Annotated in this window: 12 protein-coding genes; 10 read left to right on the top strand and 2 right to left on the bottom strand. The window is 70.5% G+C overall.

The annotated features are described in order from the left end of the window. Together AC2H6A_RS12835 and AC2H6A_RS12830 are read left to right on the top strand one after the other, a co-directional pair. Window positions 1-786 (top strand): ATP-binding cassette domain-containing protein (locus AC2H6A_RS12835; RefSeq protein WP_484273996.1); only part of this gene is annotated, 786 nt, incomplete at its 5' end. A gap of 6 nt (window positions 787-792) precedes the next feature. Next, window positions 793-1,410 carry a DNA-3-methyladenine glycosylase I gene (locus tag AC2H6A_RS12830; protein ID WP_484273995.1) on the top strand — a complete coding sequence of 206 codons (618 nt, stop codon included), beginning with the start codon at window positions 793-795 and terminating at the stop codon, window positions 1,408-1,410. Here the strand turns inward: AC2H6A_RS12830 and AC2H6A_RS12825 are convergent. Continuing rightward, window positions 1,407-3,197: an ABC transporter substrate-binding protein gene (locus AC2H6A_RS12825; protein WP_484273994.1), complete on the bottom strand. Its 1,791-nt coding sequence runs from the start codon at window positions 3,195-3,197 to the stop codon at window positions 1,407-1,409. The two genes, AC2H6A_RS12830 and AC2H6A_RS12825, sit on opposite strands and share 4 nt — an antisense overlap. 77 nt (window positions 3,198-3,274) lie before the next feature. Here AC2H6A_RS12825 and AC2H6A_RS12820 point away from each other — a divergent pair, with 77 nt between their 5' ends. The 3 genes from AC2H6A_RS12820 to AC2H6A_RS12810 all read left to right on the top strand — a co-directional run bounded on the left by AC2H6A_RS12820 (window position 3,275) and on the right by AC2H6A_RS12810 (window position 7,106). After that, window positions 3,275-4,219, top strand: coding sequence for an ABC transporter permease (locus AC2H6A_RS12820; protein ID WP_484273993.1), 945 nt, complete (start codon window positions 3,275-3,277; stop codon window positions 4,217-4,219). Window positions 4,220-4,344: 125 nt separating this feature from the next. After that, on the top strand, window positions 4,345-5,319 hold the full coding sequence (locus tag AC2H6A_RS12815) for an ABC transporter permease (protein WP_484273997.1): 975 nt from the start codon (window positions 4,345-4,347) through the stop codon (window positions 5,317-5,319). After that, window positions 5,316-7,106, top strand: coding sequence for an ABC transporter ATP-binding protein (locus AC2H6A_RS12810; RefSeq protein ID WP_484273992.1), 1,791 nt, complete (start codon window positions 5,316-5,318; stop codon window positions 7,104-7,106). Before AC2H6A_RS12815 ends, AC2H6A_RS12810 begins: the two co-directional genes overlap by 4 nt. Here the strand turns inward: AC2H6A_RS12810 and AC2H6A_RS12805 are convergent. After that, a complete protein-coding gene (locus AC2H6A_RS12805; protein ID WP_484273991.1) occupies window positions 7,099-9,153 on the bottom strand; it encodes a spermidine synthase in 2,055 nt (684 codons plus the stop codon). The genes AC2H6A_RS12810 and AC2H6A_RS12805 overlap by 8 nt on opposite strands. Before the next feature lie 271 nt (window positions 9,154-9,424). On the opposite strand from AC2H6A_RS12805, the gene cspE reads away from it, so the two are divergent. The 5 genes from cspE (at window position 9,425) to pstS (ending at window position 12,972) form a co-directional block, all read left to right on the top strand. Further along, window positions 9,425-9,634: a transcription antiterminator/RNA stability regulator CspE gene (gene cspE / locus AC2H6A_RS12800; RefSeq protein ID WP_484273990.1), complete on the top strand. Its 210-nt coding sequence runs from the start codon at window positions 9,425-9,427 to the stop codon at window positions 9,632-9,634. A 62-nt stretch (window positions 9,635-9,696) separates the two neighbouring features. Beyond that, window positions 9,697-9,972 carry a translation initiation factor IF-1 gene (infA, locus tag AC2H6A_RS12795; RefSeq protein ID WP_484273989.1) on the top strand — a complete coding sequence of 92 codons (276 nt, stop codon included), beginning with the start codon at window positions 9,697-9,699 and terminating at the stop codon, window positions 9,970-9,972. A gap of 165 nt (window positions 9,973-10,137) precedes the next feature. Continuing rightward, the gene (locus tag AC2H6A_RS12790) at window positions 10,138-10,983 is read left to right on the top strand and encodes an NADPH-dependent oxidoreductase (RefSeq protein WP_484273988.1); all 846 of its coding nucleotides are present in this window, start codon (window positions 10,138-10,140) and stop codon (window positions 10,981-10,983) included. 16 nt (window positions 10,984-10,999) lie between these two features. Further along, a complete protein-coding gene (locus AC2H6A_RS12785; RefSeq protein ID WP_484273987.1) occupies window positions 11,000-11,815 on the top strand; it encodes an enoyl-CoA hydratase-related protein in 816 nt (271 codons plus the stop codon). Between the two features lie 131 nt (window positions 11,816-11,946). After that, window positions 11,947-12,972 carry a phosphate ABC transporter substrate-binding protein PstS gene (pstS, locus tag AC2H6A_RS12780; RefSeq protein WP_484273986.1) on the top strand — a complete coding sequence of 342 codons (1,026 nt, stop codon included), beginning with the start codon at window positions 11,947-11,949 and terminating at the stop codon, window positions 12,970-12,972. Window positions 12,973-13,013 lie beyond the last annotated feature (41 nt).

The raw sequence follows: 13,013 nt of genomic DNA, 5'->3' as shown, positions 1-13,013 counted from the left end.
GCCATGGCTGATCCCGTCGGCGCCGAAGCGCCCTGCATGGCGCTGCGCGGCGTCTGGCTGCAGGCTGGCGCGCTCACGCTGCTCGAGGACCTGACCCTGACTCTGCCGCTGAATGCCCGCGTGGTCGTGCTCGGACCCAATGGCGCAGGCAAGACCTCGCTGCTGCGTCTGCTTCAGGGGCTGCAGGCTCCGGCCCGCGGCGAGTTGCGCTACCACGCCCTTGCGCCGGAATCGTCGCCTGCGCAGGCATCCGGATCGCCGCATGCATCGGCCCCCGCATCGGTGCCCGCGCGCCGCCTCGCCTATGTCTTCCAGAAACCCGTGATGCTGCGCCGCTCGGCGCGTGCCAACATCGAGCATGCGCTCGCCGTGGCGGGCATGCCCCGCGCGGCGCGCAGCCGCGCGGCGCTCGCCGCGCTCGCGCAGGTCGGTCTTGCCTACGCGGCCGAGCGCCCGGCCCGCAGCCTGTCGGGCGGCGAGCAGCAGCGGGTGGCGCTTGCCCGCGCCCGCGCGCTCGATCCGCTGGCCTTGCTGCTCGATGAGCCCACCGCGAGCCTCGATCCCGGCGCGGCTGCCGGCATCGAGCGCGAACTGATGCGGCTGTCGCGCGAGGGCACCGGGCTCGTCATCGCCACCCATGACCTCGCCCTGGCCCGGCGGATGGCCACCGATGTCGTCTTCCTGCACCGTGGCCGGGTGCGCGAGTGGGGGCCGGCGCAGCGCTGCTTCGAGTCTCCCGCTGATCCGCACTGGCGCCGCTTCCTGGCCGGCCAGTGGCTGGAGTGATCACGCATGAGTCTCCCCGCTGACGCCCCCCGCTGCCACTGGGCCCGTCTCGCGCCGGACGACTACCGGCATTACCACGACACCGAGTGGGGCCGGCCGGTGGCCGATGACCAGCGCCTGTTCGAGAAGCTGTGCCTGGAGGGTTTCCAGGCCGGGCTGTCGTGGCTGACCATCCTGCGCAAGCGCGAGGCCTTCCGTGCCGCCTTCGCCGGCTTCGACATCGAGACCGTGGCCCGGTTCGGGCCGGCCGATGTCGCGCGCCTGCTGGCTGACCCGGGCATCGTGCGCCATCGCGGCAAGATCGAGGCGGCCATCCGCAACGCCTCGCGCGCGCTCGCCCTGCGCGAGGCCTTCGGATCGATCGCCGCCTTCGTGTGGCACCACGAGCCCGATCCCGGCAGCCGCCCGACCCGCCTGGACGAGGTCACGCTGCGCGCGCTCACCGAGTCGCGCGAGTCACGGGGGATGTCGCGCGAACTCAAGCGGCGCGGCTGGGCCTTCGTGGGCCCCACCACGCTCTATGCCTTCATGCAGAGCGTGGGCGTGGTCAACGACCATGCCGAGGACTGCGCGCTGCGCGCGCCGGTGGAGGCCGAGCGCGAGGCCTTCCGCCGCCCGGTCTAGCCTCCGGCCGGCTGCGGGTTCACATCGATGTGGTCCCAGCGCCGGCGCATCACCGGATGCGCCTTCCAGCCGATCACCCGATCATGGCTGAGGTCGGTGCTGATGCTGTGCACATGCACCTTCCAGGGCTGGTAGGCCAGCACCAGCCGGGTCATCTCGCGGATGAGCGCGTTGCGCTCGGGGCTGTCGGGCAGGCGGGTGGATTGCTCGTAGAGCCGGTTGTACTCGGGCAGGTCGAAGCGGCTGAGATTCGCGCGTCCGGTGTTCGGGCCGTAGAGGGAGGCGAGCGTGCCGTCGGCGTCGGGTGCGCCCGCGGTGCCGCCCACCGCCCACATCTGCAGCTTGCCGGCGCGTGCGGCCTTGAGCTGCTCGGGCCACTTCGCGCGCTTGAAGCGCAGGCGGATGCCGATTGCGTCCATGCCGCGCTTCCAGAGTTCGTTCACCTGCTTGGCCGACTGGTCGTTGCCGGTGGCGAACTCGAGGGTGAGCGGCTGGCCGTCGGGCCGCTCGCGATAGCCGTCGCCATCGCGGTCGAGGTAGCCGTGCAGGTCGAGCAGGGCGCGGGCTCGCGCCGGGCTGTAGGCATTCATGTCGGTGCGCAGGTCGGGGTCGTAGCCGGCGGTGCCCGGCGGCGCAAGGCCGTGCGCCGGGATCCCCTGGTCGCGCCGCAGGATGCGCAGGTCGTCGTGGCTGTTGTAGCCGAGCGAGATCGCGCGGCGCAGCGCCACCTGGGCGGGCTGTCCGCCGCCCACCACCGGATCGGTCCAGTTGAAGAAGGTGTAGCGGATGTCGGGCCGCAGATAGCGGTCCATGCGCACGCCGCGCCGCTCCAGGTAGGCGGCCAGCCGGTTGCCGGGGAAGGCGATCGGCGCGAACTCGTTGGGCACCATCTCGATCAGGTCATGCTGGCCGTTGAGGAAGGCGAGCCAGCGTGGCTGCGCCTCCTCGACCACATCGATCTCCACCCGGTCGAGCATGGGCAGACGCCGGCCGCGAAGCCGCTGCGCGATCGCCTGGCCCTCGGCGTCGCCCGCGGCGGGCTGCGCGTCATAGTGCTCCTCGCGGTAGGCCGGGTTGCGCTCGAAGACCATGCGCGAGGACCGTTTCCAGCTGGTCAACCGGAACGGCCCCGTGCCCACCGGGTGCTCCATGATGCGATCGCCCTGGGCCTCGACCACCTCGCGCGCCAGTGCGCAGGTGGCGCGGCAGTCGGCCAGCGCGTACACCATCACGAAGCTGGGCTTCACCAGGTTGAGCTCGAAGCTGTAGCGGTCGATCACCCGCACGCCCTCCACCTCGGTGTCGTAGTCGAAGCGGCCGGTCTTCAGGGCCTGCGCGCGCAGCGCGGGCAGGCCGGCGAGATACTCCTCGAAGGTGCCCAGGCTCGAGCTGCGCCAGCGCGGATCGAAGTGGCGCTTGATGCTGTAGACATAGTCGGCGGCCACCAGCTCGCGCGGCGTGCCCTTGAAGGCCGGGTCGTCGGCGAACAGGATGCCCGGCCGGATCCGCACCCGGATGCGTCGGCCGTCGGCCGAGACCTCCGGCATGGCCGCCGCGCTGCCCGGCCGCAGCCGTGCCGGGCGCGCGAGGAAGTCGTACTGCAGCGGCGAGTCGAACAGATGCGCCACCAGCGTGGCCGAGTACAGATCGCTGATCTGCGCCGGGTCGAAGCCGGTCTCGGCCACCGGCAGCGCGTAGCGCAGCACCCGTTCGCCACCGGCGCGCGCAGCCGGGCTCGCGGCCATCAGCCCCAGGGCGATCAGCAGCGCGGCAAGCAGGGCGGGCATGAGCAGGACCGGTCGATCGACATGCGGGTGACCCGGTCGGAGTGGCCGGGGCTTCGCTTCGATTCTATGCTGTCGTGATGCTCGGCTTTCTGATCCGTCGCCTCTGGCAGACCGTGCCCACCCTGGCCGGGGTGATGCTGCTGGTCTTCGTGCTCTTCCACTGGGTGGGCGGCGATCCCGCCGAGCAGATCGCCGGCCTCATCGCCGACCCCACCCGCGTGCAGGAGATCCGCGCCCAGCTCGGGCTCGACCGGCCCTGGTGGGCGCAGCTCGGCCTGTTCGTGCGCGAGGTGCTCACTTTCGATTTCGGTCGCAGCTGGGCCACCAACGAGGAGATCCGCGCGATCTTCGCCACCCGCATCGGGCCCACGCTCACCGTGATGCTGCCGGTGCTGGTGCTCGAGACCGTGCTCGGGGCGGGCCTGGCGCTGGCGGTGGCCTGGGTGCGCGGCTCGCTCACCGACCGCGCCATCATGGTGGCCTGCACCGTGGCCATGTCGGTGTCCTTCCTGGTCTACATCATCGTGTTCCAGTACCTCTTCGGGTTCCGGCTGGGCTGGTTCCCGGTGCAGGGCTGGAGCGAGAACCCGGTGCGCAACCTGCTGGTGTACGCGCCGCTGCCGGTGATCTGCGCGGTGGCGGTGTCGCTCGCGCCACAGGTGCGGCTCTACCGCTCCTTCTTTCTCGACGAGCTCGAGCAGGACTATGTCCGCACCGCGCGCGCCAAGGGCCTGGGCGAGGGTGCGGTGATGCTGCGCCACGTGCTGCGCAATGCCGCCATCCCGATCCTCACCAGCGTGGCCATCCAGCTGCCCGGGGTGTTCGTGGGCTCCTTCCTGCTCGAGAAGTTCTTCTCCATCCCGGGACTCGGCCGCGAGGTGATCGCGGCGGTCGAACGCAGCGACTTCCCGGTGGTCAAGGCGGTCACGGTCAGTCTCGCCCTGCTCACCATGGCCATCAACCTGCTGGTCGACCTGCTCTATCGCGCGCTCGATCCGCGGGTGGGCTACCGCCAGCCATGAGCGGCGCCGTGCCACCAGGGGTTCCTGAGAACGCGCAGGCGGTCGTGGCCGACATCGCCCCGCCGGTCGTCGAGGGCGGGCTGCTGCGGCTCGCCGTCCGGCGCCTGCGCCACGATCGGGTGGCCATGGTCTCGCTCGCGGTGGTCATCGCCTACCTCGCGCTCATGCTCGCCTCCTGGAGCGGCCTCATCGCCCGCGACTGGAGCCGTGAAGTGGCCGTGTCCTACGCCCCGCCGAGCTGGGCCGCCGAGCCTGCCGCGCCGGCCAGCGGCGCCGCCCCCGGCGTGCCAGCCGAAGCCGGCCGACCCGTGCTCGACATCCGCGAGGTCGATCCGCTGGCGCCGGGCTATGCCGAGTGGGCCCGCCGAGCCGCCGAGATCGGCAGCGCCGAGCCGGCCCGTGCCACGCACCTGCCTCTGGGTGCCGACAAGTGGGGCCGCGATGTGCTCGCCAAGGCCATCAAGGGCACCGAGATCTCCCTCTTCGTGGGGCTGAGCGCAGCCCTGTTCGCCACGCTGATCGGCACCGCGCTGGGCGCCTGCGCGGGCTTCCTGGGCGGCTGGGTCGACGATGCCCTCGAATGGTTCTACAGCGTGTTCACCTCCATCCCGGGCATCCTGTTGATCCTGGCCTTCGCGGCGGTGCTGCGCCCCGGCATCGCCAACATCATCGTGATCCTCGGTCTCACCGGCTGGACCGGCATCTACCGGCTGGTGCGCGCCGAGTACCTGCGCCATCGGGCCCGCGACTATGTCCGCGCGGCCGAGGCGATCGGCGCCGGCCGCGCTGCGCGCATGTTCCTGCACATCCTGCCCAATGTCGCCCATGTGTCACTGGTGCAGCTCTCCCAGCATGTGGTGGGCTTTATCAAGGCCGAGGTGATCCTCTCCTTCCTCGGCTTCGGTGTGCCGCTCGACCGGGTGTCCTGGGGCACCATGCTCGCCGAGGCCCAGTCCGAGCTGGTCACCGGCCAGTGGTGGCAGCTGCTCGCGGCCACGCTGAGCATGGCGGTGCTGGTCACCGCGTTCTCGCTGCTCACCGATGCACTGCGCGACGCACTCGACCCGCGACTGCGCGGGGTCGACCGGGGACGGGCATGAGTCATCCGCAGCCCGCGTTGCAGTCCGGCGCGCCGGCCGGCGCCGCGCCCCTGTTCGCCGTGCGAGGGCTGCAGGTCGAGTTCCGCGGCGAGCGCGGCGCGCCCATCCCGGCGCTGCGGGGCGTGTCCTTCACCGTGCCGGCGCAGACCACCGTGGCGCTGGTCGGCGAGTCGGGCAGCGGCAAGAGCGTCAGCGCCCTGGCCGCGCTCGGCCTGCTGCCGCCCAATGCCCGCGTGCAGGGCTCGGTGCGCTTCCAGGGGCAGGAGCTCATCGGCGCGCCGGCGGCAACGCTGCGCAGTCTGCGCGGCGCCCGCATCGCCATGGTCTTCCAGGAGCCGATGAGTTCGCTCAACCCGGTGATGCGGGTGGGGGATCAGATTGCCGAGGTGCTGCGGCTGCATCGCCGGCTCAGTGCCGGTGCGGCGCATGAGGCTGCGGTGCGCCTGCTCGACGAGGTCGGCATCCCGCAGCCCGGTCTGCTTGCGCGCTCGTACCCCCATCAGCTCTCCGGCGGTCAGCAGCAGCGGGTGATGATCGCGATGGCGATCGCCTGCGAGCCTGACCTGCTGATCGCCGACGAGCCCACCACCGCGCTCGATGTGACCATCCAGGCGCAGATCCTGGCGCTCCTGCGACGGCTGCAGCGCGAGCGCCGCATGGCCATGCTCTTCATCACCCACGACCTCGGCGTCGTTGCCGAACTGGCCGATCAGGTGGTGGTCATGCGCGCCGGCGAAGTGCTCGAGCACGGGCCGGTCGGGGCTGTGCTGGCGCAGCCGGCGCATCCCTATACCCGCGCGCTGCTCGCCTGCCGTCCGCCGCTCGATGCCCGTCCGCATCGCCTGCCGGTGATCGACATGGCGCCGCCGCAGCGCGGCGCTGCGCCATCACCCGAGCCGGCATCGCGACCCGAGGCGCTGCGGCCGGTCGGAATGGCATTGCAGCCCGACGATGCCGCCGACCCGCATCCCGTGCTCATCGAGGTGCGCGGCCTGTGCAAGACCTACCGGCTGCGCGAGGGCTGGCTGCGGCATCGCGCCGTGCCGGCGGTGCGCGATGTCTCGTTCAGCCTGCGCCGGGGCCGCACCCTCGGCCTGGTGGGCGAGTCGGGCAGCGGCAAGACCACGGTGGGGCTGGCGCTGCTGCGACTGCTGCCGGCCGATGCCGGGGCCGTGCTGAGCGGCGGGCAGGACCTGCTCGGTCTCGATGCCGCCGCCTGGTTCGGCTGGCGTCGCCGGCTGCAGATCGTGTTCCAGAACCCCTACGCCTCGCTCAATCCGCGATTCACCGTGGCCCAGACCCTGGTCGAGCCGATGCGTCTGCACGGCATCGGCGCCGACGCCGCCGAGCGTCTGCATCTGGCCGGCGAACTGCTGCGCCGGGTCGGCCTGCCACCGGCGGCGTTAGGCCGCTATCCGCACGAATTCTCGGGTGGTCAGCGCCAGCGCATCGCGATCGCCCGCGCGCTGAGCACGCGGCCCGAGGTGGTGGTCTGCGACGAGTCGGTTTCGGCACTCGATGTCTCGGTGCAGGCGCAGGTGCTCAATCTGCTGCGCGACCTGCAGGACGAGTTCGGGCTGGCCTACCTGTTCATCTCGCATGACCTGGCGGTGGTGAAGTACCTGGCCGACGAGGTGCTGGTGATGAAGGCGGGCGAGGTGGTCGAGGCGGGCGACGCGCAGACCCTCTACGCGCATCCGCAGCACGAGTACACCCGCCGCCTGCTTGCGGCGATTCCGCGCCCGCCGGGCCCCCGGGCCCGGCCGCCGCAGGTCTCGCCTACTTGAGGATGCGCACCAGGTTGTGGTGCGCGTCGGTGAACACCGGCAGCCCGGGCAGGTCGGGAATCTCCACGGCGCCGGCGGCGATCGGACCGCTGGTCAGCAGCGCCCGGTTGCGGCTGACGACCACCTGGTCGGTGGACGAGTACCAGTAGGTGTAGTCGTCGGTGGACGGCGGCGAGTCCGAGACCAGCACCGCATGCATGCCCACCTCGGCGGCCAGCCGCTTGATCACCGGCGGCAGGTTCACGAAGCGGTTGGTGGCCTGGAACACGATCACGCCGTTTTCCTTCACATGGCGGGCGTACTGCGCCATGGCCTCGCGGGTGATCAGGTGCATGGGGATCGAGTCGCCCGAGAATGCGTCGATGCCCATCACGTCGTAACGGCGCGGCGCCTCGCGTTCGAGCGACAGTCGCCCGTCGCCCATCACCACATCGATCTTCGCGCCGCTGTCGGACAGCAGCGTGAACTCGCGCTTCGCGATGTCGACCACGCGCGGGCTGATCTCGTAGAACACCATGGTGTCGCCCGGCCGGCCATAGGCGGCCAGCACGCCGGCGCCCAGGCCGATCACGCCCACCGAGCGCGGCTGCTGCGGCTCGCGCTCGTTCAGGGCGGCGAACACCCGGCCATAGCCCGAGCCGGGGCTGAAGTAGTCGGCCGGCACATTGCGGTACTTCTCGCCGAGCAGCTGGCCGCCGTGCATGATGCCGCCGTGGTACATGGTGCGGTAGGGCACCGGATTGCTCCAGTCGCGGGTACGCACCACGCCGTAGAAGTCGCGCTCCATCACCCGGATGCCCGAGGTGTAGTCGATGCCGCCGCGCACCACCAGCACCAGCGAGGCGGCAGTGACGCCGAAGGCCGCCAGTCGCAGCAGGCCCTTCATGCGCAGGGCGAGCAGCAGGGCGAGCAGCACCAGCGAGATGCCCAGCTCGAAGTAGCCCTGCAGCGTGAGCGGCGCCACGATCGCGATCAGCACCGCGCCGATCGCGCCGCCCACCGAGATCATCAGGTAGAAGCGGGTGAGGTGGGCCGGATCGGGCTTGATCGCGGCCAGTTCGCCGTGGCAGACCATGCAGGCCACGAACAGACCCGCAAAGTAGAGCGGCGCGGCCACCCGCAGGTTGAGCGAACCGATGAACCAGGCCATGGCCGGGATCGCCGCTGCCAGCAGCACCAGGAACAGCCCGCGCCGGTACCAGCGCGGGTGATCGAAGCACAGGATGAAGGTGAGCAGGTACAGGGCCAGCGGAATCACCCACAGGAAGGGCACGCTCGCGATGTTCTGCGTGACATGGTTGGTCACCGCCAGCAGCATGGCCGAGCCCATGGCCGAGAGCGCCAGCCACATCAGCTGACGGCCGGCACCGGGCGCCGCCGCGGTGATGCCCGAGGCGGCGGCCGCATCGGCCTGCGCCGGCGCCGTCTCGGCGGCCGCGCCCCGCGCCGAGATGAAACCCGTGGCCGCGCAGACCACCGCGAACACCGCGTAGAGCCCCGACCAGCCCCAGCCGAGTTCGGGCAGCGACAACGCCGGCTCGAACAGCACCGGAAAGCCGAGCAGGGCGAGCATCGACGCGAAATTGGAGAGCGCGAACAGCCGGTAGGGCACGGCACTGCGGAAACGCTGCCAGTACCAGGCCTGCAGCAGCGGCGTGGTGGACGAGAGCAGGAAGTAGGGCAGGCCGATGGTGGCCGTGAGCAGCAGCAGGATGCGGCCGATCGGCTCGGCGTCGCCTGCCGGTTTCCAGGAGGTATCCGGCAGGATGGGCAGCAGTGCCAGCGACACCGCCAGCAGCACCGCGTGCACCATCGCCTGCCGGCGCAGGCCCAGCCGACTGGTGAAATCGGCGTAGGCATAGCCGGCCAGCAGGATCGACTGGAAGAACACCATGCAGGTGGTCCACACCGCTGCCGAGCCGCCGAACCAGGGCAGGATCTGCTTGGCCACCACCGGTTGCACGAGGAACAGCAGGAAGGCCGACAGGAAGATCGTGCCGGCGTAGGGCAGGATCGCGTTGCGGGGCAGGGCGGGGGCAGGCGTCATGGACGGGGCGCGGAGGCGCCGACGGAATGCGCCGGCAGGATTGGCAAACCCGCGATTATGCCCAATCGCCTTTCAGGGATTGACATTTCTGCCTGAAGGTGGGATGGTTGAGGGTGCACGCGTCTCAAGCGGTGTTTCTCGGCGGTTTTCCCGGTCAAACAGCTCCTCCCCGGGGCTGGTTCCAGTCTGGTTATCCCTGGTTGCGTTTCTTGTGCGTCGTCGCCGTTCGGGCCGAGTCCCGAATTCCTCAACGCTCGCATGGGAGAAACCAATGAGCACCAAAACCGGTACCGTCAAGTGGTTCAACGAAACCAAAGGCTTCGGCTTCATCGCCCCCGATGATGGCTCCGAAGATCTGTTCGCGCACTTCAGCGAAATCCAGGGCCAGGGCTTCAAGACCCTCGCCGAGAAGCAGCGCGTCCAGTTCGAAGTCACGCAGGGCCGCAAGGGCCTGCAGGCCAGCCGGATCCAGGTGATCTGAGCCTTCAGGTGAACCGGCCGGCGGCCCAGGCCGCCGGTGGTTTGCCGCCAAACCCCACCCCAATGGCCAAAGAAGATCTGATCGAAGTCGACGGCGTGGTCGCCGAGGTTCTGCCCGACACCCGCTATCGCGTCACCCTGGACAACGGCGCCACCGTCAACGCCTATGTGTCCGGCAAGATGAAGAAGCATCGGATCCGGATCCTCGCCGGCGACCGGGTCACGCTCGAGTTGTCGGTCTACGACATCACCAAGGGCCGCATCCGTTTCCGCCACAAGGACACCGATGCCATGCCCTCCTCCGGCCCACAGCGCCGCACCTACCGTCCGGGTCGCTGACCCCGCCGGTCGCCGGGCTGCCGTCGGCCCCCGGGCCACGGCTGCACCTGCGCCTCATCACCGTCGCCGGCCCCTGCCCGGCGTTTCGCCCGCCTGCTGCCGCGCCGGCCTTGCCCATCGCGGCTGTTCGCTGTTCCTGCCTCCTCAACCCCGCCGCCCATCGCCATGACCGACTTCGCTCGCGCCCTGCACGCCCGCTACGCCATGCCCACCGCGTCGCCCGACCCTGCCGCCGAGTGGGCCGCGGCCACCCCGCATCCGGTGGTCGACGGCCTGCTGCGGCACTGCTCGGTGCGCGCCTTCCTGCCCGACCCGGTGCCTGACGCCACGCTGCTTTCGCTGGTGGCGGCGGCCCAGTCGGCGTCCACCTCGTCCAACCTGCAGACCTGGAGCGTGGTTGCGGTGCGTGACCCCGAGCGCAAGGCCCGGCTGGCCGAGGTCACCGGCGGCCAGGCTCATGTCCGCGAGTGCCCCCTGCTGCTGATGTGGATCGCTGACCTGTCGCGCCTTGACCGGGTGGCCGAGGTCACCAGCGTGCCGGCTGATGCCGACCGCTATCTCGAGATGTTCCTGGTGTCGGTGGTCGATGCCGCGCTGGCCGCACAGAACGCGGTGGTGGCGGCCGAGGCCATGGGCCTGGGTGCGGTCTACATCGGTGCCATGCGCAACCGTCCCGAGCAGGTCGCTCGCGAGCTCGCCCTGCCGCCGCGTGCCTTCACGGTCTTCGGGCTCTGCCTGGGCCGCCCCGATCCGGCGCGCCCGGCTTCGGTCAAGCCGCGCCTGGCGCCCTCGGCGGTGCTGCACCATGAGCAGTATCGGGTCGACGCCACGCAGGAGCGCGCCGGTTTTGCCCGCTACGACTCCGTCATGCGCGAGTTCCAGGCCTCGCAGCGCATGCCCGTGGCCGACTGGACCGCACAGTCGAGCAGCCGGGTTCGCGGACCGGAAAGCCTGTCGGGGCGCGATCGGCTGGTGGCCGCTCTGGCAGCATTGGGTTTTCCCCTCGACTGACCCGAACGGAGACACCATGACCCAGTCCGCGCCGGCCTTCCAGGCGATCACGCTCGCCATCGCCGATGACATCGCCCAGCTCACCCTGAACCGGCCGGCGTCGCTGAACGCGCTCAACGCCGAGATGTTCCAGGAGATCCCGCAGGCGATCGAGCAGGCCTCGCTGGCGGGCGCGCGGGCTCTGCTGATCACCGGCGCGGGTCGCGGCTTCTGCTCGGGCGCCGATCTGGTCGGCCGGCCCTTCGCGCCCGAGGTCACCGAGACGCAGCGCATCGCCATCAACCGTGCCGGTTTCGAGAAGGTCATCACCCTGGTGCGTGCGCTCAACGAGGCGCCGATGCCGGTGGTGTGCGCGATCAACGGCGTGGCCGCCGGCGGTGGCGTGGGCATCGCGCTGGCCGGCGATGTCATCCTGATGGCGTCCAGCGCCCGCTTCGTGCTCACCTTCGTGCCCAAGCTCGGACTGGTGCCCGATGTCGGCGCCACCTGGCTGATGAGCCGCCTGGCCGGCCGCGCCCGCACGCTGGCCGCCAGCCTGCTGGGGGACGCGATCAGCGCTCAGGACGCCGAGCGCTGGGGCCTGGTCGCCCGGGTCATCGATGACGCCGCGCTGCACGCCGAAGCCATGGCGATCTGCCGCCGGCTGGCCGACGGCCCGCAGGTGGCGGTGGTGGGCACCCGGCGGCTGGTCGATGCCGCGCCCGAGATGCCGATCGGCGCCCACATCCTGCTCGAGCGCGACCTGCAGTCCCCGCTGATCGGGTCGGCCGAGCACCGCGAAGGCATCGCCGCCTTCCGCGAGAAGCGGCCGGCGCGGTTCGCCAGGGGCTGACACCGTCCTGTCATCTTCGCCCGGTCTGCGCCGGGCTGACACCCTGCCCGCAAGCGGGTCTTGCGAGCGATGTCATCGTTCTGTCATGCGCAGCGAACAGACTGGCAACTCGTCCTACAACGAGGTGTTCCATGCTGTTTCGTTCCCTCATCGCTGCCGCCGGCCTGCTGGCCGTCGGTGCCGCCCAGGCGCAGATCACCGGCGCCGGAGCCACCTTTCCGGCCCCCATCTACGCCAAGTGGGCCGAAGCCTACAAGGCGGCCTCGGGCGTCGCACTCAACTACCAGGCCATCGGCTCGGGCGGTGGCATCAAGCAGATCCAGGCCAAGACCGTCGATTTCGGCGCCACCGATGACCCGCTGAGCGGCGAGGAACTCACCAAGAGCGGTCTGGTGCAGTTCCCGGCGGTGATCGGCGGCGTGGTGCCCGTGGTCAATCTGGCCGGCGTCAAGCCGGGCGAGATGAAGCTCACCGGCGCGGTGCTGGCCGACATCTTCCGGGGCCAGATCAAGGCCTGGAACGATCCGGCCATCGCGCAGATCAACCCCGGCGTGAAGCTGCCGTCCACCGCGATCACCCTGGTGTACCGCTCGGATTCCTCCGGCACCACCTATGTGTTCACCGACTACCTCGCGCAGGTGTCGCCGGCTTTCAAGGCCGCCCCTGGGGCGGGCAAGACCGTCAACTGGACGGCCGGTCTCGGCGGACGGGGCAATGCCGGTGTGGCGGCGAATGTCACCAAGATCGACGGTGCGATCGGCTACGTCGAGTACGCGTACGCCAAGCAGAACAAGATGACCCACACCGCCATGGTCAATCGCGACGGCAAGACCGTGCAGCCCGACGACCTGACCTTCGCGGCGGCCGCCAACCGCGTCGACTGGAAGTCCGAGCCGGGCTTCGGGGTCAACCTGAACCATCAGCCCGGGGCGGATGCCTGGCCCATTACCTCGGCGAGCTTCATCCTGATGTATCGTGCGGCCGCGGATGCGAAGCGTTCTGCCGAAGCGCTGAAGTTCTTCAAGTGGGCCCTGAACAGCGGTCAGAAGCTCGCGGTCGATCTCGACTACGTGCCCCTGCCGCCGGCGGTGGTCAAGCTGATCGAGACCTCCTGGAACGAGATCCGTGACGCCGGCGGCAAGCCGGTGGCCAACTGATCCGCCCGGCTCCCGATCCTGACCCACCTGCGCGGGGGGGG

This window comes from Quisquiliibacterium sp., from assembly GCF_982640115.1.
This window is presented reverse-complemented; position numbering and strand designations above follow the sequence as displayed.